Source organism: Nonomuraea phyllanthi, assembly GCF_006334985.2.
GTDB classification, from domain to species: domain Bacteria; phylum Actinomycetota; class Actinomycetes; order Streptosporangiales; family Streptosporangiaceae; genus Nonomuraea; species Nonomuraea phyllanthi.
The window spans coordinates 337,281-355,136 of sequence record NZ_VDLX02000002.1 but is presented as its reverse complement, the minus strand read 5'-3'; the positions used below and the strand labels follow the sequence as shown (position 1 = coordinate 355,136).

The 17,856-nt window shown below is 71.6% G+C and carries 19 protein-coding genes; 12 read left to right on the top strand and 7 right to left on the bottom strand.

The genetic code is table 11. From position 1 onward, the window contains the following. Positions 1-195: 195 nt before the first annotated feature. Positions 196-366, top strand: coding sequence for a hypothetical protein (locus FH608_RS51310; protein ID WP_193318277.1), 171 nt, complete (start codon positions 196-198; stop codon positions 364-366). Positions 367-411: 45 nt separating this feature from the next. On the opposite strand, the gene FH608_RS07225 is transcribed toward FH608_RS51310, so the two are convergent. The 3 genes from FH608_RS07225 to FH608_RS07215 are packed head-to-tail and all read right to left on the bottom strand — an operon-like array spanning position 412 to position 4,153. Beyond that, positions 412-2,697 (bottom strand): xanthine dehydrogenase family protein molybdopterin-binding subunit, encoded by a 2,286-nt coding sequence (locus tag FH608_RS07225; RefSeq protein ID WP_139629580.1) that lies wholly within the window; start codon positions 2,695-2,697, stop codon positions 412-414. A 59-nt stretch (positions 2,698-2,756) separates the two neighbouring features. Beyond that, positions 2,757-3,146 (bottom strand): hypothetical protein, encoded by a 390-nt coding sequence (locus FH608_RS07220; RefSeq protein ID WP_139629579.1) that lies wholly within the window; start codon positions 3,144-3,146, stop codon positions 2,757-2,759. After that, the gene (locus tag FH608_RS07215; protein ID WP_139629578.1) at positions 3,143-4,153 is read right to left on the bottom strand and encodes a carboxymuconolactone decarboxylase family protein; all 1,011 of its coding nucleotides are present in this window, start codon (positions 4,151-4,153) and stop codon (positions 3,143-3,145) included. The genes FH608_RS07220 and FH608_RS07215 overlap by 4 nt, the downstream gene beginning before the upstream one ends. A 194-nt stretch (positions 4,154-4,347) precedes the next feature. On the opposite strand from FH608_RS07215, the gene FH608_RS07210 reads away from it, so the two are divergent. The 4 genes from FH608_RS07210 (at position 4,348) to FH608_RS07195 (ending at position 8,639) form a co-directional block, all read left to right on the top strand. Next, on the top strand, positions 4,348-5,544 hold the full coding sequence (locus FH608_RS07210) for a sensor histidine kinase (RefSeq protein WP_139629577.1): 1,197 nt from the start codon (positions 4,348-4,350) through the stop codon (positions 5,542-5,544). Next, the gene (locus tag FH608_RS07205) at positions 5,541-6,200 is read left to right on the top strand and encodes a response regulator (RefSeq protein WP_139629576.1); all 660 of its coding nucleotides are present in this window, start codon (positions 5,541-5,543) and stop codon (positions 6,198-6,200) included. The genes FH608_RS07210 and FH608_RS07205 overlap by 4 nt, the downstream gene beginning before the upstream one ends. A 217-nt stretch (positions 6,201-6,417) precedes the next feature. Beyond that, a complete protein-coding gene (locus tag FH608_RS07200) occupies positions 6,418-7,221 on the top strand; it encodes a zinc ribbon domain-containing protein (RefSeq protein ID WP_139629575.1) in 804 nt (267 codons plus the stop codon). Positions 7,222-7,232: 11 nt separating this feature from the next. After that, on the top strand, positions 7,233-8,639 hold the full coding sequence (locus FH608_RS07195; RefSeq protein WP_139629574.1) for an LCP family protein: 1,407 nt from the start codon (positions 7,233-7,235) through the stop codon (positions 8,637-8,639). 57 nt (positions 8,640-8,696) lie between these two features. On the opposite strand, the gene FH608_RS07190 is transcribed toward FH608_RS07195, so the two are convergent. Beyond that, positions 8,697-9,293 carry a TetR/AcrR family transcriptional regulator gene (locus FH608_RS07190; RefSeq protein ID WP_193318276.1) on the bottom strand — a complete coding sequence of 199 codons (597 nt, stop codon included), beginning with the start codon at positions 9,291-9,293 and terminating at the stop codon, positions 8,697-8,699. A 64-nt stretch (positions 9,294-9,357) separates the two neighbouring features. Here FH608_RS07190 and FH608_RS07185 point away from each other — a divergent pair, with 64 nt between their 5' ends. Continuing rightward, positions 9,358-10,626: a cytochrome P450 gene (locus FH608_RS07185; RefSeq protein WP_193318275.1), complete on the top strand. Its 1,269-nt coding sequence runs from the start codon at positions 9,358-9,360 to the stop codon at positions 10,624-10,626. On the opposite strand, the gene FH608_RS07180 is transcribed toward FH608_RS07185, so the two are convergent. After that, on the bottom strand, positions 10,589-10,762 hold the full coding sequence (locus tag FH608_RS07180; RefSeq protein WP_139629571.1) for a DUF3073 domain-containing protein: 174 nt from the start codon (positions 10,760-10,762) through the stop codon (positions 10,589-10,591). The genes FH608_RS07185 and FH608_RS07180 overlap by 38 nt on opposite strands. Positions 10,763-10,849: 87 nt before the next feature. On the opposite strand from FH608_RS07180, the gene FH608_RS07175 reads away from it, so the two are divergent. Further along, complete coding sequence (locus tag FH608_RS07175; RefSeq protein WP_043615149.1) at positions 10,850-11,182, top strand: ArsR/SmtB family transcription factor; 333 nt, start codon at positions 10,850-10,852, stop codon at positions 11,180-11,182. On the opposite strand, the gene FH608_RS07170 is transcribed toward FH608_RS07175, so the two are convergent. Further along, a complete protein-coding gene (locus FH608_RS07170; protein ID WP_139629570.1) occupies positions 11,175-11,729 on the bottom strand; it encodes a DUF3159 domain-containing protein in 555 nt (184 codons plus the stop codon). The two genes, FH608_RS07175 and FH608_RS07170, sit on opposite strands and share 8 nt — an antisense overlap. Before the next feature lie 75 nt (positions 11,730-11,804). Here FH608_RS07170 and FH608_RS07165 point away from each other — a divergent pair, with 75 nt between their 5' ends. From FH608_RS07165 to FH608_RS07155, 3 genes are read left to right on the top strand one after another with little or no spacing between them, the layout of a single operon-like run. After that, positions 11,805-12,317, top strand: a complete 513-nt coding sequence (locus FH608_RS07165) for a PadR family transcriptional regulator (protein ID WP_139629569.1) — start codon at positions 11,805-11,807, stop codon at positions 12,315-12,317. Between the two features lie 10 nt (positions 12,318-12,327). Continuing rightward, complete coding sequence (locus tag FH608_RS07160) at positions 12,328-13,206, top strand: 1,4-dihydroxy-2-naphthoyl-CoA synthase (RefSeq protein ID WP_139629568.1); 879 nt, start codon at positions 12,328-12,330, stop codon at positions 13,204-13,206. 2 nt (positions 13,207-13,208) lie between these two features. Then, the gene (locus tag FH608_RS07155) at positions 13,209-14,123 is read left to right on the top strand and encodes an aminoglycoside phosphotransferase family protein (protein ID WP_139629567.1); all 915 of its coding nucleotides are present in this window, start codon (positions 13,209-13,211) and stop codon (positions 14,121-14,123) included. Positions 14,124-14,154: 31 nt separating this feature from the next. On the opposite strand, the gene FH608_RS07150 is transcribed toward FH608_RS07155, so the two are convergent. After that, a complete protein-coding gene (locus tag FH608_RS07150) occupies positions 14,155-15,081 on the bottom strand; it encodes an NADP-dependent oxidoreductase (protein ID WP_226899095.1) in 927 nt (308 codons plus the stop codon). Positions 15,082-15,211: 130 nt separating this feature from the next. On the opposite strand from FH608_RS07150, the gene FH608_RS07145 reads away from it, so the two are divergent. Both FH608_RS07145 and FH608_RS07140 read left to right on the top strand, forming a co-directional pair. Continuing rightward, a complete protein-coding gene (locus tag FH608_RS07145; RefSeq protein ID WP_139629566.1) occupies positions 15,212-15,763 on the top strand; it encodes a hypothetical protein in 552 nt (183 codons plus the stop codon). Continuing rightward, positions 15,763-17,856, top strand: coding sequence for a flotillin family protein (locus FH608_RS07140; RefSeq protein ID WP_139629565.1), 2,094 nt, complete (start codon positions 15,763-15,765; stop codon positions 17,854-17,856). Before FH608_RS07145 ends, FH608_RS07140 begins: the two co-directional genes overlap by 1 nt.

The following is a 17,856-nucleotide window of genomic DNA, read 5'->3' as shown; positions in this document are numbered from 1 at the left end:
TTCCTGTGGTTCCCGGGCTTCCCCGGCCGGGGGACGGCGGATGCGCGTTTCACTCAACAAGAGGACCTGCCTATGGGTCGGCGTACGGCGGCTGTCGAAACGTGTACGCACGCAAAAGGCTTTTGGGTCGAATCTTCGGCGAGATATCGCGATTTCTTTTATTCCGCGCCCGAAACGACGGGTATGTGCTGTGCCATGAGCAGTGCTGACGACCATTCGCGCGAGCAGGACACCCAGCCGCGGCCCGAGGCCGGGCGCCGCCGGGACAGGCGCGCACCGGCGCTTCCCGAACCGAAGCCCGCCGGGATGAGGGCGCTGGAGCAGGCGCTGTCAGAGGCCGGCAAGGAGCTTAAGGACCTGATCTGAGACGGAAGTCCTGAACGAAGGGGCCGGGAGGGCAGGGGCAGGGCGTCAGCGGGCCGACAGCAGCGACCAGATGCGGTCCGGCGTCAGGGGGACGTCGGTGATCCGGCCGGCGATCTCGGGGAGGGCGTCGGCGACCGCGTTGGCGATGGCGGCCGGGGGCCCAATCGTCCCGGCCTCCCCGGCGCCCTTCATGCCACCCGGCGTCAGCGGCGACGGCGTCTGCGGCATCACGACCTCGATGTCCGGCACCTCGCGCGTGGTGGGCAGCAGGTAGTCGGTGATGGGCTGGCCCTCGGGGGTGTAGACGATCTCCTCGGTCAGCGCCATGCCGATGCCCTGCACCACGCCGCCGCGGATCTGGCCCTCGACCACGGCCGGGTTGACCAGCACGCCGGCGTCGTTGACCACCCAGTAGCGCTCCACCTCGACGGCCCCGGTCTCCGGATCGACGGCCACGGCGGCGGCATGCGCCCCGTAGGCGAAGGTGTAGGCGGCCGGGTCGTAGCTGACGCGCTCCTCCAGGCCGGGCGGGACGCCCTCCGGGAGGTCCCAGCCGCGCCAGGCCGACGTGGCCAGGTCGCGCAGGGAGATCGAGGCCGCCGGGTCGCCCTTCACCCTGACCACGCCCTCGGCCAGCTCCAGGTCGTCGGGGGACGCCTCCAGCCGGTGCGCCGCCAGGGCCACGAGCCTGCCGCGCAGCCGCTCGGCGGCCCGGGTGAGCGCCCCGCCGCCGACCGCCAGCGAGCGGCTCGCGATCGACCCGATCGACGAGTACGGGGTGGCCGCGGTGTCGCCCAGCGCGACGCGTACGCGCTCGATCGGCACGCCCACCCGGTCGGCCGCGAGCTGGGCCAGCGCCGTCTCGATGCCCTGGCCGATCGACACCACGCCGGACGACACGACCACGGACGCGTCCTGCTCCATCCGCAGCACGACCGTCTCGTAGCCGCCCGCCTGGATGGCGGTGGCCTTCAGGTCCATCGAGGGCCCCATGCCGGTGGACTCGACGTGGCAGGAGTAGCCGATGCCGCGCCGGCGCCCGTCGTCCTTCTCGACGGGCGTGACCAGGTCGCGCAGCGCCCGCAGCGCGCCCGGGTAGTCGCCCGAGTCGTACGGCTGGTAGACGCGCGTCGTGTACGGCAGGTCGTCCGGCCCGAGCATGTTGCGCAGCCGCAGCTCGACCCGGTCCACGCCCAGCCGGCGGGCCGCCTCGTCGATCAGCCGCTCCCTGGTCAGGGCGGCCTCCGGCTGGCCGAAGCCGCGGTAGGAACCGGTCGGCGTGGTGGTGGTGACGACGCCGCGCACGCGGGCCGCGACCCGGTCGAACCGGTAGGGCCCCGGCAGCAGCGTGGCCGTCACCGCGAACGTCGACGCGCCCACGTTCGACGGGTGCGCGCCCAGGTCGCCGAGCACGTCGGCGTGCAGGGCCACGAACCGCCCGTCCGCGTCGAGCGCCAGCCGCGCCCGGTGCACGGCGGCCCGCGCCGGCAGCGTCGCGAACAGCCGGTCGCCCGGCGACTCCGACCAGCTCACCGGGCGGCCCAGGCGCATCGCGGCCAGGCAGACGAGCGCCTCGTCGGGATAGACGTGCTCCTTGCCGCCGAACCCGCCGCCCGTGTCGCGGCTGATGACGCGTACCCGGTCGTGGGAGAGCCCGAACGCCTCCGCCAGGTGCTCGCGCACGTGGTGGGGCGCCTGCGAGGAGATGTGCACGGTCAGCTCGTCGTCGGCGTACGCGGCCACCACGCCGCGCGGCTCCATGGGGTACGGCGAGACCCGGCCCATCGTGAACGTCATCTCGACGACGTGCTCGGCCGCCTCGACGTAGGAGGCGCAGTCCGCGTCGCCCAGCGTGAAGTCGGTGGCCACGTTCGTGCCCCACTCCGGGTACAGCAGCGGCGCCCCCTCCTCCATCGCCCGCTCCGCCCCGACCGCGGCGGGGAACTCGTCCAGCGCGAGGTCGACCAGCTCGGCGGCGTCCCTGGCGGCCTCGGGCGTGCGGGCCACGACGACCGCGAGGGGCTGGCCCGCGTACCTGACGGCGTCGTCCAGCACCCGGTACGACGTCATGCGCTGGTCGGGTGACAGGCTGACGCAGGGCAGGCGCAGGTCGGGCGCGTCGGAGGGGGTGATGACGTCGAGCACGCCCTCGACCGCCCAGGCCTGCTTGGCGTCGCAGCCGACCAGCCGGCCGTGGGCGACGGGGCTGCGCACCACGTACGCGTGGACAGTCCCGGGCAGCCGCACCGCCCCGACGTACCTGCCCCGTCCGGTCAGCAGCCTGGCGTCTTCCCGTCGCGGCGTCCTGGCGCCGACGTAAGGCTCACCCATGCTCTCGATTCTGAGCGCGCCCCACCGCCCTGTCGACGTCCCTCGACGAGGGTGTGGCGTCAGGGCCGGGACATGACGCGGCCGAGTTGCGCGACGCCGCCGCCGAACATCATGACGCCCATCGGCACGTGCACGGCCGTCACCCCGAGCACCCCGAGGACCCCCGCCACCGCGGTCATCGCCAGCAGCACCGCCGGCGGGACGACGTACCGTGCGCGCCCGCCCCCGGGCGGCCTGACCATGAGCGCCACGGCGACGTGCGCCACCCCGACCACGGCCAGGGCGATGCCGGAGGCGAAGTGCGACGTCGAGCCGCCGGGCGCGGACATCAGCATCCCCGCCGTCACAGCCTGGAGCAGCAGCGCGGCGACATGCATGGCGGCCACCATCCTGAGCGCCTGCATGGGCCAGATCGCGGGCCTGGCGGCGTACGCGTCCCGCACCGTCATGACCGACCTCCCGGCTTCGCGTGCGCGGCCGCCGCGCGGCCGGTGATGAACGCCTCCATGCGTTCCGTGGCGGTGATGGCGCCGAAGGCGCAGAGCCGTACCAGGTCCTCGTCCGGCCTGGAACCGCGCCAGGCGGCCACGTCGGCGTCCGTCACCCGGTACGGCGCCAGCGCCGCCAGCAGGGCGAGGGCTGCGCCCGGCCGCTCGGCGGCGGGCACCCCGGCGAGCGGGCCGTCCAGCCAGGCCCGGCCCATCGGCGGGTGCTCGCCGTCCCAGGCCGCGACCGCGCTCGTCACGGCGGCGCGGGCGGCCTCCCCCAGCAGGTGCGCGCCGGCCCCCGCGACCGCGCGCAACACGGCGTAGGCGGCGCCGGCGGCCGTGCCCGCGCCCCAGGAGGGCTCGGGCAGCGCGGGCAGGCCCGCGACCAGCGGCAGGCTCGCGCCGGGCGGCAGCGGCCTGCGCACCGTACGCGACATGACCCGGCCGCCCACGCTCCTGACCAGGCGGGAGTTCTGCAGGTTCCCGGGGAGCAGGTTCTCGGTGAGCAGCGCCGAGGCCATGCGGTTGATGAAGTGGAAGATCAGCGCCGTGCCGATGTGCTCGGCCCCGACGGACGCCGCCACGCGCCCCGTCCTGGCCCAGGCCAGCAGCTCGGCGTGCCGGGGATCGGCGGGCGTGCCGCCGGCGGCGATGGTCTCTGCCAGCCGGTGGTCGCCCGTCGCGTGCAGCAGCGTCGTGTGCGCGGCCACGCAGAACGGGCACCGGTTGGCCATCGACACCCCCAGCGCCACGACCTCCTTGGCGGTCCTGGGCTCGTCGCCGGCCAGCAGCGACTCGCGCAGCGTGGCCCAGGTCGCCGCGAGCACCTCCTCGGCGGGCGACAGGGTCAGGAAGACGGCCATGCGGGCCATGCCGAAGTCGTTCGCGAGCTGCGCGTAGACCCGGGCGACCAGCCCGGTCGCGCCCTGCGGCTCCACCGGGGTGACATAACGGAACTGGCCGGCCATCACCGGCTCCTGCGTCGGATCGTGTCCATAATCGACATCGTGCTCGCCGTCCGCGCCGCGGTCGTCGTGCCAGGGAGGGCTCTCCCGCCTACCGCCCCGGAAGCACCCCCGCGCGGACTACTCCCGGGGAAGTAGCGCCGAATTACGCCGAACCGCCGAAGACCTGGTCCGGGCGGAGGTTCTAGTCTGGCGGAATGACCTCTCTGCGCGGATGGCCGCCGATCGTCCTCGACGGCGCCCTGGCCGTCGCGGTGACCGGCATGCTCCTGGTCACCGCGCTGGTCGACCCGAAGGCGGGTGCGCTCGACATCGCCGCCGTCCTGATCGGCGCGCTCTCCCTCGTCGCCTGGCGGCGGGCGCCCCTGGTGTCGCTGCTGGTCAGCACGGCCTGCATGCTGGTCTACTCGGCGCACACCGACCCGGGCCCGCCGGCCGGCTTCCCCGTGATGGTGTCGGTCTTCGGGGCGGTACGCGCGGGCCACCGGCTGCTGCCCGCGCTGGCGAGCGCGGCCTTCCTGGGCGGCGGCCTGGCCGCGAAGCTCGCCACCGCCACCGGGCAGAGCCCCCAGGACCTCGTCCAGCAGACGACGCTGCTGGTCGGCTGGTTCGTCGCGTCGGGGGTGATGGCCACCGTGGCCCGGCACCGGCAGGCGTACGTCGAGCAGGCCGAGCAGCGGGCCGCCGAGGCCGAGCGCACCCGCGAGGAGGCCGCGCGCCGCCGCGCGGGCGAGGAGCGGCTCAGGATCGCCAGGGAGCTGCACGACTCGCTCACCCACAGCATCTCCATCATCAAGGTGCAGGCCGGGGTGGCCGTGCACCTGGCGCGCAAGCGCGGCGACGAGGTGCCCGCCGCGCTGCTCGCCATCCAGGAGGCCAGCGGCGACGCCATGCGCGAGTTGCGCGCCACGCTGGAGGTGCTGCGCGACTCCGACCAGCCGGAGCCCGGCTCCGAGCCCTCCGCCAGCGGCCTCGACCGGCTCGACGACCTGGTGGAGCGGGCGTGCTCGACCGGGCTGTCCGCCACGGTGACGATCTCGGGGGTACGCCGGCAGCTGCCGCCCGAGGTGGACCGGGCCGCGTACCGGATCGTCCAGGAGGCGCTCACCAACGTCTCCAGGCACGCCGGCGGCGCGGCGGCGACGGTGCGGGTGGACTACGGCGAGGAGGAACTGGTCGTGCGGGTCGACGACGACGGGCCGGCGACCAGGGACGACCCGCCCGTGCCCGGGGTGGGGCTGCTCGGCATGCGCGAGCGCGTCACGGCGCTCGGCGGCCGGCTGCTGGCCGAGCCCCGCCCGGAGGGCGGCTTCACGGTCAGCGCGCGGCTCCCCGTCAGCGCCGAGCCACCGGCCGGCCTGCCGGCGGGGCTCCCGGTGGGGGAATCGGCGTGATCCGCGTGCTGCTGGTGGACGACCAGGCGCTCATCCGGGGCGGCTTCCGCGCCCTGCTGGAGGCCGAGGACGACATCGAGGTGGTGGCCGAGGCCGCGAACGGCGAGCAGGCCATCGCCCTCGCCCTGGAGCACCTGCCGGACGTGGCGCTGGTCGACGTGCAGATGCCGGTGATGGACGGCATCGAGGCGACCAGGCGCATCGCGGCCGACGAGCGGCTGAGCGAGGTCCACGTCGTGATCCTCACCAACTACGGGCTCGATGAGTACGTCTTCAACGCGCTCAGGGCGGGCGCGGGCGGGTTCCTGGTCAAGGACACCGAGCCCGCCGACCTGCTGCAGGGCGTCAGGGTCGCGGCCCGCGGCGACGCGCTGCTCTCGCCGGCCATCACCCGCCGCCTGATCGGCGAGTACGTGGCCCGCCGCCCCGCGCCGGAGCCCGAGGGCCTCGACGTGCTCACCAACCGCGAGCGCGAGGTGACCGCCCTGGTGGCCCGCGGCATGTCCAACGACGAGATCGCCGCGCACATGGTGATCAGCCCGACCACCGCGAAGACGCACGTCAGCAGGGCCATGACCAAGCTGGGCGCGCGCGACCGGGCGCAGCTCGTGGTCTTCGCGTACGAGTCGGGCCTCGTCACCCCGCGCCGGAACTGATCCGCACGGGGCTGTTTCGCGCGGACCCGCCCGGCTGACCTGGTTCGCCGGGCGCGAGCGTGGCCGACTGAGTACACTCTGGCACGTTCAACGGCTGAGATCGGTGCGGCGAGGCTCTTCGCCCATGGGCGGCGGCACTCGGCCCTTCCTTCGGGAGGCTGTACGGGTTGCGCAAGTACGAGAAGGCCCTCAAGGGCAAATTCGCCGGTGGTGGCCGGTGAAGGTCACTCGCATCGCCTACTCCAGGAACCTCAACCATGGCAAGTACGCCCGGCTCGAAGAACAGGCCATCCGCCTGGGCCGGGTGCGGTCCCTGGTCTGGCGCCTGTACGGCTCCACCGCCGGTGCCGGAGTCGGGGATCGCACGATCCGCGACCGGCGCGCCAAGCTCCGCAGCGTCGCCGAGCAAGCCGAGCAGCGCGGCGATCGGGCCAAAGCTCAGCGCATCCGCGACCACGACCTCGGCACTCTCAAGCGGGAGCGCCGCTCCACCGCGTGGGAGTGTCGGATCCGCGACATCACCTTCCAGGCCGTGCACGCCGTCGCCGACAAGGCCGGCGTGATCGTGGCCGAAGACCTCACCAAGACGTTCTCCAGCCGTAAGAAGCTGGGCAAGAACACTAACCGGCGCTTGGCGGCGTGGACCAAAGGTGTCACCGCCGAAGCGCTGCATGCTGTGTCGGACCGCAGAGGTTCTGCGGTGCGGCTGGTCAACGCCGCCTATACGTCGCAAGTCATTCCCTTTACGGACATCCTCGGTGTCCGTAAAGGGGACCGGCTTCACTGCACCGGGTGCGGGGCCGTGTGGCAAGCAGACCATGCCGCAGCGATCGACATCCTGCGTAGAGACGGTGATCCCGACATCACCCGGCACACCCCGCATACGCGGGTCAGACAGCTCTTGCGGGAACGTGCCGATCGCCATCGGTCCAGACTGCCGGACCAGGACTCCAGCACTCAGCACCTCTGCCAGTGCGGAGAGCGAAACATCCATCCCCGCCCAACTATGGGCAAGGAATAGGAAGCAGTCACGTGAGCAGCGGGCTAGTCGACGCGCCCCCATCCGAGCCGAGCGCGTCACCACGGCGTGGCCGCCGCTGGCTGCGCTGGATCGTCGCGGTCGCCGTGACCGCCGTCCTCCTGGTCGCGGGCATCGCCGTGGGCGTCCTGGCGAAACTCAACGCCAACGTCAAGCACGTCGACGTCACCGACGACGACCTCGGCGCCACCCGCCCGCCCAAGGTCGCGGGCACCGCCATGAACATCCTGGTCGTCGGCTCCGACCAGCGCGACGGCAAGAACGCCAGGTACGGCCACCACATCGCGGGCGAGCGCACCGACACGATCATGCTGGTCCACGTGTCGTCCAAGCGGGACAACGCGATGGTCGTCAGCTTCCCGCGCGACTCCCTCGTGCAACTGCCCGCCTGCCGCGCCACCGGCGGCCTGCCCGGCCAGCGGCCGCACCTCGGCATGATCAACGAGTCGTTCAACTCCGGCGGCATCGCCTGCACCTGGAAGACGATCGAGTCGCTCACCCACATCCGCATCGACCACTTCGTGAAGGTCGACTTCACCGGCTTCAAGAGCATGGTGAACGCCGTGGGCGGCGTCGAGGTCTGCCTGCCCGAGCCGGTGAACGACAAGAAGGCGCTGCTGCACCTGCCCGCCGGGCGGCAGACGCTCGACGGCGAGCAGGCGCTCGGCTACGTACGCGCCCGCTACAGCATGGGCGACGGTTCCGACATCGGGCGCATCCAGCGGCAGCAGATGTTCATCGCGTCGATGGTGAAGAAGGTCGTGAGCGGCGAGACGCTCACCGACCCGGCCAAGCTGGTCGGCATCCTCGACGCGGGCACCAAGGCGGTGACCACCGACCGCGGCCTGACGCTCGGCGTCATGAAGGACCTCGCGACCAGCCTCCAGGGCCTCGACATCGGCCGGATCCGCTTCATCACCACCCCGTGGCACTACTCGCTCGCCCAGCCGGGGCGCGTCGAGTGGGTGCAGCCGCAGGCCGGGCGGCTCTTCCAGATCGTCGCCAGGGACCAGAGCGTCGAGGGCGTCAAGGGCGGGCAGGCCAAGGTGGGGCGCACGAAGATCCAGGTGGAGCTGCGCAACGGCACCTGGCGCAGCGGCCTCGGCACGCAGGTGGCGGCCCTGCTGGAGCAGCGCGGCTACCACATCGCCAAGGTCGGCGACACGGCCCGCAAGCCGCAGCGCAGAACCACCGTGCTGTACGGGCCCAGCGGCGAGACCCGCGTGCCGACGCTCACCCACGACCTGCTGTCGGCGACGACCCGCGAGCTTCCTGCCGCCCGCACGAGCCGGCTGGTGCTGGTGATCGGGGACGACTGGAAGGGCCTGAAGGCGTTGCGGGCCGACGACACGGAGTCCATCAAGGGCTTCGACGCCACCCACGACACCTGCGCCTCCTGACCCCCACCACACCGACCAGCGGTGGTGCGGAACGGCCCGTGACGTGAGGCCGTGAGGTCACGCCAGAAGGGCCGAGAGGGCGGCGAGGGCGTCCACGACCTGGTGGGCGTCCGGGGTGGCGGCCGGGTCGAGGAGCCACTGCAGCAGCAGCCCGTCGGTGATGGCCACCAGCACCGAGACGATGACCTCGGGCGCCGTCGGCGGCTCCACGTCGAGCTGGGCGAGGGCGCGGCGCACCATGTCGCCCCCCACGGTGCGGCACCGGGCGTACGCCTCGGCGAGGCGCTCCCGCAGCGCCGTCTCCCGCAGCGCCGCCGGGTAGGCCTCGACGAAGAGCACGAGCTCGGGCCGCAGCTCCTCGAACACGTCGACCAGCTCCACCATGGCGCGCTCCAGGATCTCCCTGGGCCCGGCCGGCTCCGTGGCGAACATCGTGCGCTCGACCCGGGCGATCCACCGCTCGAAGAAGTCGGCCAGGGCCTCGTGGAGCAGGGCGTCCTTGCCGCCGAAGTGGTAGCCGATGGAGGCCAGGTTGGTGCCCGAGGCGGCGACCAGGTCGCGGGCCGTCGTGCGGGCGTAGCCCTTCTCCTGCAGGCAGGCCACCGCTCCCGCCAGCAGTCTCTCCCGGTATCCACCGGCCTCTGTTCGCGCCACGAGATCCATGCTACAGATGTATACAAGCGTCTATGACGTACGTACATCTACAGAGGAAGCGACAATGATCCCTCCAGGTCCGAGACTTCCCTCGCCCCTGCAGACCGCGTGGTTCACCCGCGACGCCCCGGGCATGCTCGAACGCCTGCACCGCAGGTACGGGCCGGTCTTCACGGTGCGCTTCACCGGCATCCCGCCCGAGGTCTACGTCGCCACCGGGGAACTGGCCGAGCAGGTCTTCAGGACCGACCAGAGCGGCGGGCAGGCGGGAGCGGCCCGGCGCGACTTCCTGGAGCACATGGTGGGCGCGCACTCGGTGCTCACGCTCGACGGCGATCCCTGGTGGCGGCACCGCAAGCTGCTCAACCCGCCGCTCCGCGCCAAGCAGGTGGCCGGCTACCGGGACGACATCGCGGCCATAGCCGCCGCCAAGATCGCGACCTGGCCGCTGGACCGGCCGTTCGCGCTACGGGACCGGATGCAGGAGATCACGCTGGAGATCATCATCAGGCTGATCTTCGGCATCAGCGACGCCGGACGCGTCGCACAATTGCACCGGCTGCTCCCCGGCCTGATCGAGGACGGCGGCTCCGTCCTGGTCGCCCTGCTCCCCGAGCGGCTGCGCGGGCTGCCGTTCGGGAAGGAGGCCCGGTTCGTACGGCGCCGCGCCGAGGTGGACGCGATCCTGTTCGACGAGATCCGCCGCCGCCGGGGCGAGCCGGGCGGCACCGACATGCTCGGCCGCCTGCTGGAGACCGAGCTGGCCGACCAGGAGATCCGCGACGAGCTGATCACCATGCTCATCGCCGGTCACGAGACCACCGCCACCGGCCTGGCGTGGGCGTTCGAGCGCCTGCTGCGCACCCCTGAGGTTCTCGACCGGCTGCCGGACGACGAGGCGTATCTCGAAGCGGTGGTCAAGGAGGTGCTGCGGATCAGGCCCGTCGTCTATGAGGCGCCGCGGATGCTGGGCGAGCCGCTCCAGCTCGGCCCGTACGAGGTGCCGGCCGGATGGCTCGCGGGGCCGTTCATCCCGCTCGTGCACCACGACCCCGCCGCCTTCCCCGAGCCTGGGGAGTTCCGCCCGGAGCGCTTCCTCGACGGGCCCCAGAGCAGGGCCTGGATGCCGTTCGGCGGCGGTCGGCGCTTCTGCGTCGGCGCTCAACTGGCCCTGCTGGAGATGCGGGTCATCATCCAGGAGGTGCTGCACCGCCTGGAGCTCGCGGCGCCCGATCAGGCGCCGGAGGCCAGGCGGCTCAAGAACGTCACCCTCTCGCCCGCCAGACTGACCCGCGTCATTGCGCGCGCTCGGACTCCTGCTCGGACGCGCTAGGCGGGGAGATCTCCTCCGCCCCCCGCGAGTCGGCGCCCAACTCCTCGCGGAGCCTGTCGTAGTCGATGTGGTGGTTGGTGTACTTCAGCTGGCGAGCGACCTTCGTCTGCTTCGCCTTGGCTCTTCCTCGGCCCATGGCTACTCCCTAGTCCCCGCTGTCATGCTATCCAACAACGTTACGACTTGAAGAATTATGCAACTGCGCTGGATTAGTCTGGGCTATATGCACGTGGAGGTCTACCAGGCCAAGGCCGACTTCTTCCGAACGCTCGGCCACCCCGCTCGCATCCGAGTGTTGGAGCTACTCCAGGAAGGGCCACTCCCCGTCAGGGATCTGCTGGCCCAGATCGACATCGAGGCCTCGAGCCTCTCCCAGCAGCTCGCCGTCCTGCGCAGGGCCGGGATCGTGAGCGCCATCCGCGAGGGCAGCACCGTCGTCTACACGCTGGCCACCCCCGAGCTGGCCGACCTGCTCGGCGCCGCTCGCCGCATCCTCACCGACATGCTCGCCGACCAGGGCGAACTGCTCGCTGAGCTACGAGCGGAGGTCACCTAGCGAGAGCCCGCCGCACATGCTTGGGGTACCACGCGGTGAAGACCGCAGGCAGGACGAACGAGAGCACCTTGATGGCGATGACCAGCGTCGTCGCGTGGGGTGAGACATTGAGCACAATGGTCAGGGAGATCGCGGCGATGGTGAAGGCCACCGCCCAGACCGCCGTGATGACCGCGTTGACGCGGTAGAACTGCGGGGTCTCCCAGACCTCCTTCGGCGCCATCGTGCGCGCGATGCCCAGCGTGAACGGCCTGCGGATGGCCATCGAGCCCCACGCCGTGCCCGCCAGCCAGACGTTGACCAGCGCAGGCCCGTACGGGGTGAGCGGCGAGTGCGGCGCGGCCAGTGACAGGACCGTGAGGCAGGCGAAGAACAGCGCCGCGCTGGTCTCGATCACCATCATGTCCCAGGTCTTGCCCGCCCGCCGGTCGAGGGCGACCAGGACGAGGGCGATGACCAGACCGGTGATGGCGCCCCAGCGCCACTCGTCGCCGGTGGCGATGACCGCGTAGAGGATCCAGGGCAGGAAGCCGAGCAGACCGGGCATGGAGGCGACCTTTCACATTCCTATGGTGACAGGTCGAAGGTAGAACTTCCTATGGAGATATGTCAACATAGGAATATGAGCCTTCGACATGCCGTGCTGGGACTGCTCTCCGAGGAACCCGCCAGCGGATACGACCTGATGAAGATGTTCGAGATCTCGCTGTCCAACGTCTGGCCGGCCACCCAGAGCCAGCTCTACGGCGAGCTCGGCAAGCTGGCCGAGGCGGGGCTGGTGGACGTGTCGGCGGAGGGCCCGCGCGGCCGCAAGGAATACGCGATCACCGAGGAGGGCCTGGCCGAGCTGCGCCGCTGGATCACCGAGGTCGAGCCGACCAGGGTCACGCGCAGCGACATGCTGCTGCGGGTCTTCTTCCTCGCCCAGGTCTCCCCCGACCAGGCCCGCGCCTACCTCCGCCACCAGGCCGAGCTGGTCCGCGAGCGCCTGGAGAACCTGGAGGGCGTCCGGGGCTTCCTCAGGGAGCGCGAGGACAACCTGTCGGTGCACGGGCGCATCACCCTCGAATACGGCCTGCGCCTGGGCAAGGCCCAACTGGAGTGGGCCGAATGGGCGGAGGGCCAGATCCGTTAGGCTCTGCCCCATGGTCTCCGAGCTGTTCGATCCCAAGGCGTGGCGATCGGTCGAGGGATTCGACTTCACCGACATCACCTACCACCGGGCGGTCGACCACGGCACGGTCCGCATCGCGTTCGACCGCCCCGAGGTGCGCAACGCGTTCCGGCCGCAGACCGTCGACGAGCTCTACCGCGCGCTCGACCACGCCAGGCAGAGCACCGACGTCGGGTGCGTGCTGCTCACCGGCAACGGCCCCTCGCCCAAGGACGGCGGCTGGGCCTTCTGCTCGGGCGGCGACCAGCGCATCAGGGGCAAGGACGGCTACCAGTACGCCGACGGCTCGCCGTCCACGGGCCGCCTGCACATCCTTGAGGTGCAGCGGCTCATCCGCTTCATGCCCAAGATCGTGATCTGCGTGGTGCCGGGCTGGGCCGCGGGCGGCGGCCACAGCCTGCACGTCGTGGCGGACCTCACGCTGGCCAGCGCCGAGCACGCCCGCTTCAAGCAGACCGACGCCGACGTGGCCAGCTTCGACGGCGGCTTCGGCTCGGCCTACCTCGCGCGGCAGGTCGGCCAGAAGTTCGCCCGCGAGATCTTCTTCCTCGGCGAGACCTACACCGCGGCCGACGCCCACCGCATGGGCATGGTCAACGCGGTCGTCCCGCACGACGAGCTGGAGGCGACCGCCCTGGAGTGGGCGCGCAAGGTCAACGGCAAGTCGCCGACGGCGCAGCGCATGCTCAAGTTCGCCTTCAACGCGGTCGACGACGGGCTGGTCGGGCAGCAGGTGTTCGCCGGCGAGGCGACGCGCCTCGCCTACATGACCGACGAGGCGGCCGAGGGGCGCGACTCGTTCCTGGAGAAGCGCTCGCCCGACTGGTCGCCGTACCCCTGGCACTTCTAGACGTGCGGATCACGGTGCCCGCGGCTCTGACCGAGTCGCACGTGAAGTACGACGGCGAGGCCGGGCGCGCCTGGTCGGCCGGGCTGCCCGCACTGGCCGAGCGCTACCTGGAGGCGTGGGGGCTGCGGCTCGACGGCGAGCCCCGGCACGGCGTGGTGTCCCTGGTGCTGCCCGTCGTTCGCGCGGACGGCACGAAGGCCGCGCTCAAGCTCCAGCCCGTCACCGACGAGAACGCCACCGAGGAGCCGGGGCTGCGCGCCTGGGCGGGCGACGGATCCGTGCTGCTGCTCGACTCCGACCCCGCGACCGGCACCCTGCTGCTGGAGCGGCTGGAGGCCGACCGGTCGCTGTCGAGCCTGCCCGACGACATGGAGGCGCTGGGCATCCTCACCGACCTGCTCGCCCGCCTGGTCGCCCACCCGGCACCGGAAGGGATGCGCCGGCTGGGCGACATCGCCCAGGCCATGCTGGACGGCGTCGACCAGGCGCTGAAGAGCCTGCCGCGCGAGCGCGACCGCCGCTGGACGTCCTGGTGCGCGGCGGCCGTCGCCGAGCTCGTCCACGAGCCCGGCGACCGGCTGCTGCACTGGGACCTGCACTACGACAACGTGCTGGCCGCCGGCCGGGAGCCGTGGCTGAGCATCGACCCCAAGCCGCTGGCCGGCGACCCGGGCTTCGACCTGTGGCCGGCGCTGCACAACCGGTGGGACGCCGTGGTGGCCACCGGCGACGTGACGCGCGGGGTGCTGCGGCGCTTCGACTTCATGACCGACCGGCTCGGTCTCGACCGCCGGCGGGCGGCCGGGTGGACGCTCGGCCGGGTGCTCCAGAACGCCCTGTGGGACGTCGAGGACGGCGAGAGCAGGCTCAAGGAGATCGACCTCACCATCGCCGAGGCGGTACGCCGGCGCGCCTGAAGGCCGTGGGCTGGGGGCCGCGGGCCGCGCGTCACGGGACCCGGAGGACGATCTTGCCCTGGCCGTGGCGGGCCTCGACCTCCCGGTGCGCCTGAGCCGCGTCCTCCAGCGCGTACGCCCTGCGCACCGGCCACGCGAAGGCACCCGCGGCGACCAGGGCGGCGTAGCGCCCGAGCCGCTCGCTGGTGCGCACGCCCTGTACCACCTGGACGCCCAGCCCGGGCGCCTTCGCGTGCTCGACCATCGTGATGATCCGCCGGCGGTCCTTGACCAGCTCGATCGAGACCTCCAGGGCGTGCCCGCCGGCCCCGTCAAGTGCCGCGTCCACGCCTCCGGGCGCGAGCTCCCGCACCCGGTCGGCCAGCCCCTCGCCGTACTCCACCGGAACGGCGCCGAGGTCGCGCAGGTAGTCGTGGTTGGCCTCGCGGGCGGTGCCGATCACGGTGGCCCCGCGCCGCCTGGCGATCTGCACCGCCGCCGTGCCCACCGCCCCGGCCGCGGCGTGCACGAGGAGCGTCTCGCCGTCCGCCAGGCCGAGCCCGTCGATCGCGAGCTCGGCGGTCTGCACGCCCGCGGTCAGCCCGCCGGCCGCCTCCCACGGCAGGCCCGGCGGCTTGGGCGCCACGTCCGTCGCCGGGACCACGACGTACTCGGCGTACGAGTGCAGCGCCGAGAACCCGAGCACCTCGTCGCCCGCCGACACCCCGGTGACCCCCGCGCCCACCTGGTCGACCACGCCCGCGAACTCGTTGCCCGGGATGCGCGGGAAGGGCATCTCGGGCAGGTACGGCGGCAGCCACCCCGCGCGGACGGCCGTGTCGAACGGCTGCACGCCGGCCGCGCGCACCCGCACCCGTACCTGTCCCTGGCCCGCCTGCGGCGCGGGCAGCTCCATGACCTTCAACACCTCGGGGCCGCCCGCCTCGGCGAAGGCGGCCGCTCTCATCACTTCGCTCATGGCCCCAAGGCTGCTCTCTCAACCGAACTTGAGGTCAAGTCTGTAGATTTCGGGAACTTTCCGCTTTACTCACTCTTTATCTGTATAGAGTCCGTCAGGACGTCCACGGGGGATCGGCACACGAGGCGGGATGACCGAGTTCTTCAACACTGCACTGAGCTTTCCGACAGTCATTTTCACTTTCGTTCTCGTGGTGGTCATCGGCTATTGGGTGGCCGTGATCACCGGGCTCTTGGAGCTGGAAGACGACGCCGCCTGGCTGGGCCTCGGGGGAGTCCCCGCCGGGATCGCGCTCTCGCTGCTCATCGCGCTGGCCTGGTTGCTCTGCCTGATCGGCAGTGTCGTGGCGAGTGGCGGCCTGCTGATCGCCGTCCCTTTCGCCGCCCTGGGCGGGGCCTGGCTGGTCACCCGTGGCCTGCTGGTTCCGCTGCGCCGGCTGTTCCCCGAAGGTGATCGCCACTCGCGTGGCGACTTCGTCGGCCAGATGTGCGTGATCCGTACCGGTACGGCCACGCCCGACTTCGGTCAGGCCGAGATCACCGCCGCCGACGGCTCGTCCGCGATCGTGCAGGTTCGCACGACCGGGCAGGACCGGCTGGCGCGCGGCGAGAACGCACTCATCTTCGAGTACGACAAATCCGGCGAATTCTTCTGGGTCATGCCCTACGAAAGTGAGCATTGATGGAAGTCATCTCCACCGGTTTCGGCGTATTCCTCGCCGTCATCCTGGTCATCGTCATCGGCCTGCTCGTCGTCATCGGCCGCCTTTTCCGTAAGGTGGAACAGGGCAAGGCGCTGATCGTCTCCAAGGTCAACAAGGTGGACGTGACGTTCACCGGCGCCGTGGTCCTCCCGGTGGTCCACAAGGCCGAGATCATGGACATCTCGGTCAAGACCATCGAGATCGAGCGGACCGGCCGCGAGGGCCTGATCTGCCGGGACAACATCAGGGCCGACATCAAGATCACGTTCTTCGTCCGCGTGAACAAGACCGCCGAGGACGTCATCAAGGTCGCCCAGGCCATCGGCACCGCGCGCGCCAGCGACGAGACGACGCTGCAGGAGCTGTTCAACGCGAAGTTCTCCGAGGCGCTCAAGACGGCCGGCAAGCAGCTCGACTTCGTCGACCTCTACACGAAGCGCGACGAGTTCAGGGACCAGATCGTCCGGCTCATCGGCACCGACCTGAACGGCTACAGCCTCGAGGACGCCGCCATCGACTACCTGGAGCAGACGGCGCTGCTGCAGCTCGACAAGAGCAACATCCTCGACGCCCAGGGCATCCGCAAGATCACCGAGCTGACGGCGATCGAGCACGTGCGCACGAACGAGTTCCAGCGCAACGAGGAGAAGGAGATCACCCGCCAGAACGTGGACGCCCGCGAGGCGATCCTGGAGCTGCAGCGCCGCCAGGCCGACGCCGAGCTCAAGCAGCGGCGGGAGATCGAGACCGTCAAGGCCCGCGAGGAGGCGGAGATCGCCCGCGTGCAGGCCGAGGAGCGGCTGCGCGCGCAGACGGCCAGCATCAAGGCCGACGAGCAGATCGGGGTCCAGAACGAGAACCGCGCCCGCGAGGTCGCCGTCGCCGAGAAGAACCGCGAGCGCGTGATCGCCATCGAGAGCGAGCGCATCGAGAAGGACCGCGTGCTGGAGGTCATCTCCCGCGAGCGGGAGACCGAGCTGTCCCGCATCGCCAAGGACAAGGAGGTCGAGACCGAGAAGCGGGCCATCGCCGAGGTCATCCGGGAGCGCATCGCGGTCGACAGGACCGTGGCCGAGCAGGAGGAGAGCATCAAGCGGCTGCGCGCGGTCGAGGAGGCCGAGCGCACCCGCCAGACCGTGATCATCGCCGCCGAGGCCGAGGCCCAGGAGAACCTGGTCAAGGACATCAAGGCGGCCGAGGCGGCGGAGGCCGCGTCCAAGTTCAGGGCCCGCGAGGAGCTGGCGCTCGCCGAGGCCCGGCAGCAGGCCGCCGAGCTGGACACCCGCGCCAAGATCCGGCTGGCCGAGGGCGTCCAGGCCGAGTCCGCCGCGGAAGGCCTCGCGCAGGTGCAGGTCAGGGAGCGCGACGCCGAGGCCATCGAGAAGGTTGGCCGCGCGGAGGCGCTGGCTTTGAAGGAGCGGCTGGCCGCCGAGGCCGAGGGCGCCAAGGCGATGGCGCTGGTCGAGGGCGACCGGCTCAGGGCGCGGGCCGAGGGCGAGCAGGCCATGGCGCTGGCCGCCGCCTCGGCGGTGGGCGAGAAGCTGAAGGCCGAGGCCGAGGGCCTCACCGAGAAGGCGGCCGCGATGGCGGCGCTGGACGAGGCCAGCAGGGAGCACGAGGAGTACCGCCTGCGCCTGGAGGCCGACAAGGAGATCAGGCTCAAGCACATCGACGTGTCCCGCCAGGTCGCGGAGTCGCAGGCGAGCGTGCTGGCCGCCGGCCTCTCCAAGGCCAACATCGACATCGTCGGCGGCGACACGATGTTCTTCGACAAGGTCGTCGGCTCCATCACCGCCGGGAAGGTGGTCGACGGCTTCGTGGACCACTCCGAGGTGGCGGGCAAGCTGGTCTCGCCGTACGTGAACGGCTCGGCCAGCCTGGCGGCCGACCTGGCGAGCGTGGTCGGCGGCGTGCGTACCGAGGACCTCAAGAACCTGACCGTCTCCGCCCTGCTGCTGCGGCTCATCCAGGACGGCGGCCCGCAGGCGACGGCGCTCGGCGAGCTGCTGGAGACCGCCCGCAGGCTGGGCGTCGCCGACTCCCCGGTGGCCGCGCTGGCCGGAGCCAAGTGA

Excerpts from the sequence above, each read along its gene's own strand:
- FH608_RS07210 (WP_139629577.1), top strand. The coding sequence starts at position 4,348 with ATGACCTCTCTGCGCGGATGGCCGCCGATCGTCCTCGACGGCGCCCTG.
- FH608_RS07150 (WP_226899095.1), bottom strand. The coding sequence starts at position 15,081 with ATGAGCGAAGTGATGAGAGCGGCCGCCTTCGCCGAGGCGGGCGGCCCC.
- FH608_RS07165 (WP_139629569.1), top strand. The coding sequence starts at position 11,805 with ATGAGCCTTCGACATGCCGTGCTGGGACTGCTCTCCGAGGAACCCGCC.
- FH608_RS07180 (WP_139629571.1), bottom strand. The coding sequence starts at position 10,762 with ATGGGCCGAGGAAGAGCCAAGGCGAAGCAGACGAAGGTCGCTCGCCAG.
- FH608_RS07140 (WP_139629565.1), top strand. The coding sequence starts at position 15,763 with ATGGAAGTCATCTCCACCGGTTTCGGCGTATTCCTCGCCGTCATCCTG.
- FH608_RS07175 (WP_043615149.1), top strand. The coding sequence starts at position 10,850 with ATGCACGTGGAGGTCTACCAGGCCAAGGCCGACTTCTTCCGAACGCTC.
- FH608_RS07215 (WP_139629578.1), bottom strand. The coding sequence starts at position 4,153 with ATGGCCGGCCAGTTCCGTTATGTCACCCCGGTGGAGCCGCAGGGCGCG.
- FH608_RS07160 (WP_139629568.1), top strand. The coding sequence starts at position 12,328 with ATGGTCTCCGAGCTGTTCGATCCCAAGGCGTGGCGATCGGTCGAGGGA.
- FH608_RS07185 (WP_193318275.1), top strand. The coding sequence starts at position 9,358 with ATGATCCCTCCAGGTCCGAGACTTCCCTCGCCCCTGCAGACCGCGTGG.
- FH608_RS51310 (WP_193318277.1), top strand. The coding sequence starts at position 196 with ATGAGCAGTGCTGACGACCATTCGCGCGAGCAGGACACCCAGCCGCGG.
- FH608_RS07225 (WP_139629580.1), bottom strand. The coding sequence starts at position 2,697 with ATGGGTGAGCCTTACGTCGGCGCCAGGACGCCGCGACGGGAAGACGCC.
- FH608_RS07145 (WP_139629566.1), top strand. The coding sequence starts at position 15,212 with ATGACCGAGTTCTTCAACACTGCACTGAGCTTTCCGACAGTCATTTTC.
- FH608_RS07170 (WP_139629570.1), bottom strand. The coding sequence starts at position 11,729 with ATGCCCGGTCTGCTCGGCTTCCTGCCCTGGATCCTCTACGCGGTCATC.
- FH608_RS07220 (WP_139629579.1), bottom strand. The coding sequence starts at position 3,146 with ATGACGGTGCGGGACGCGTACGCCGCCAGGCCCGCGATCTGGCCCATG.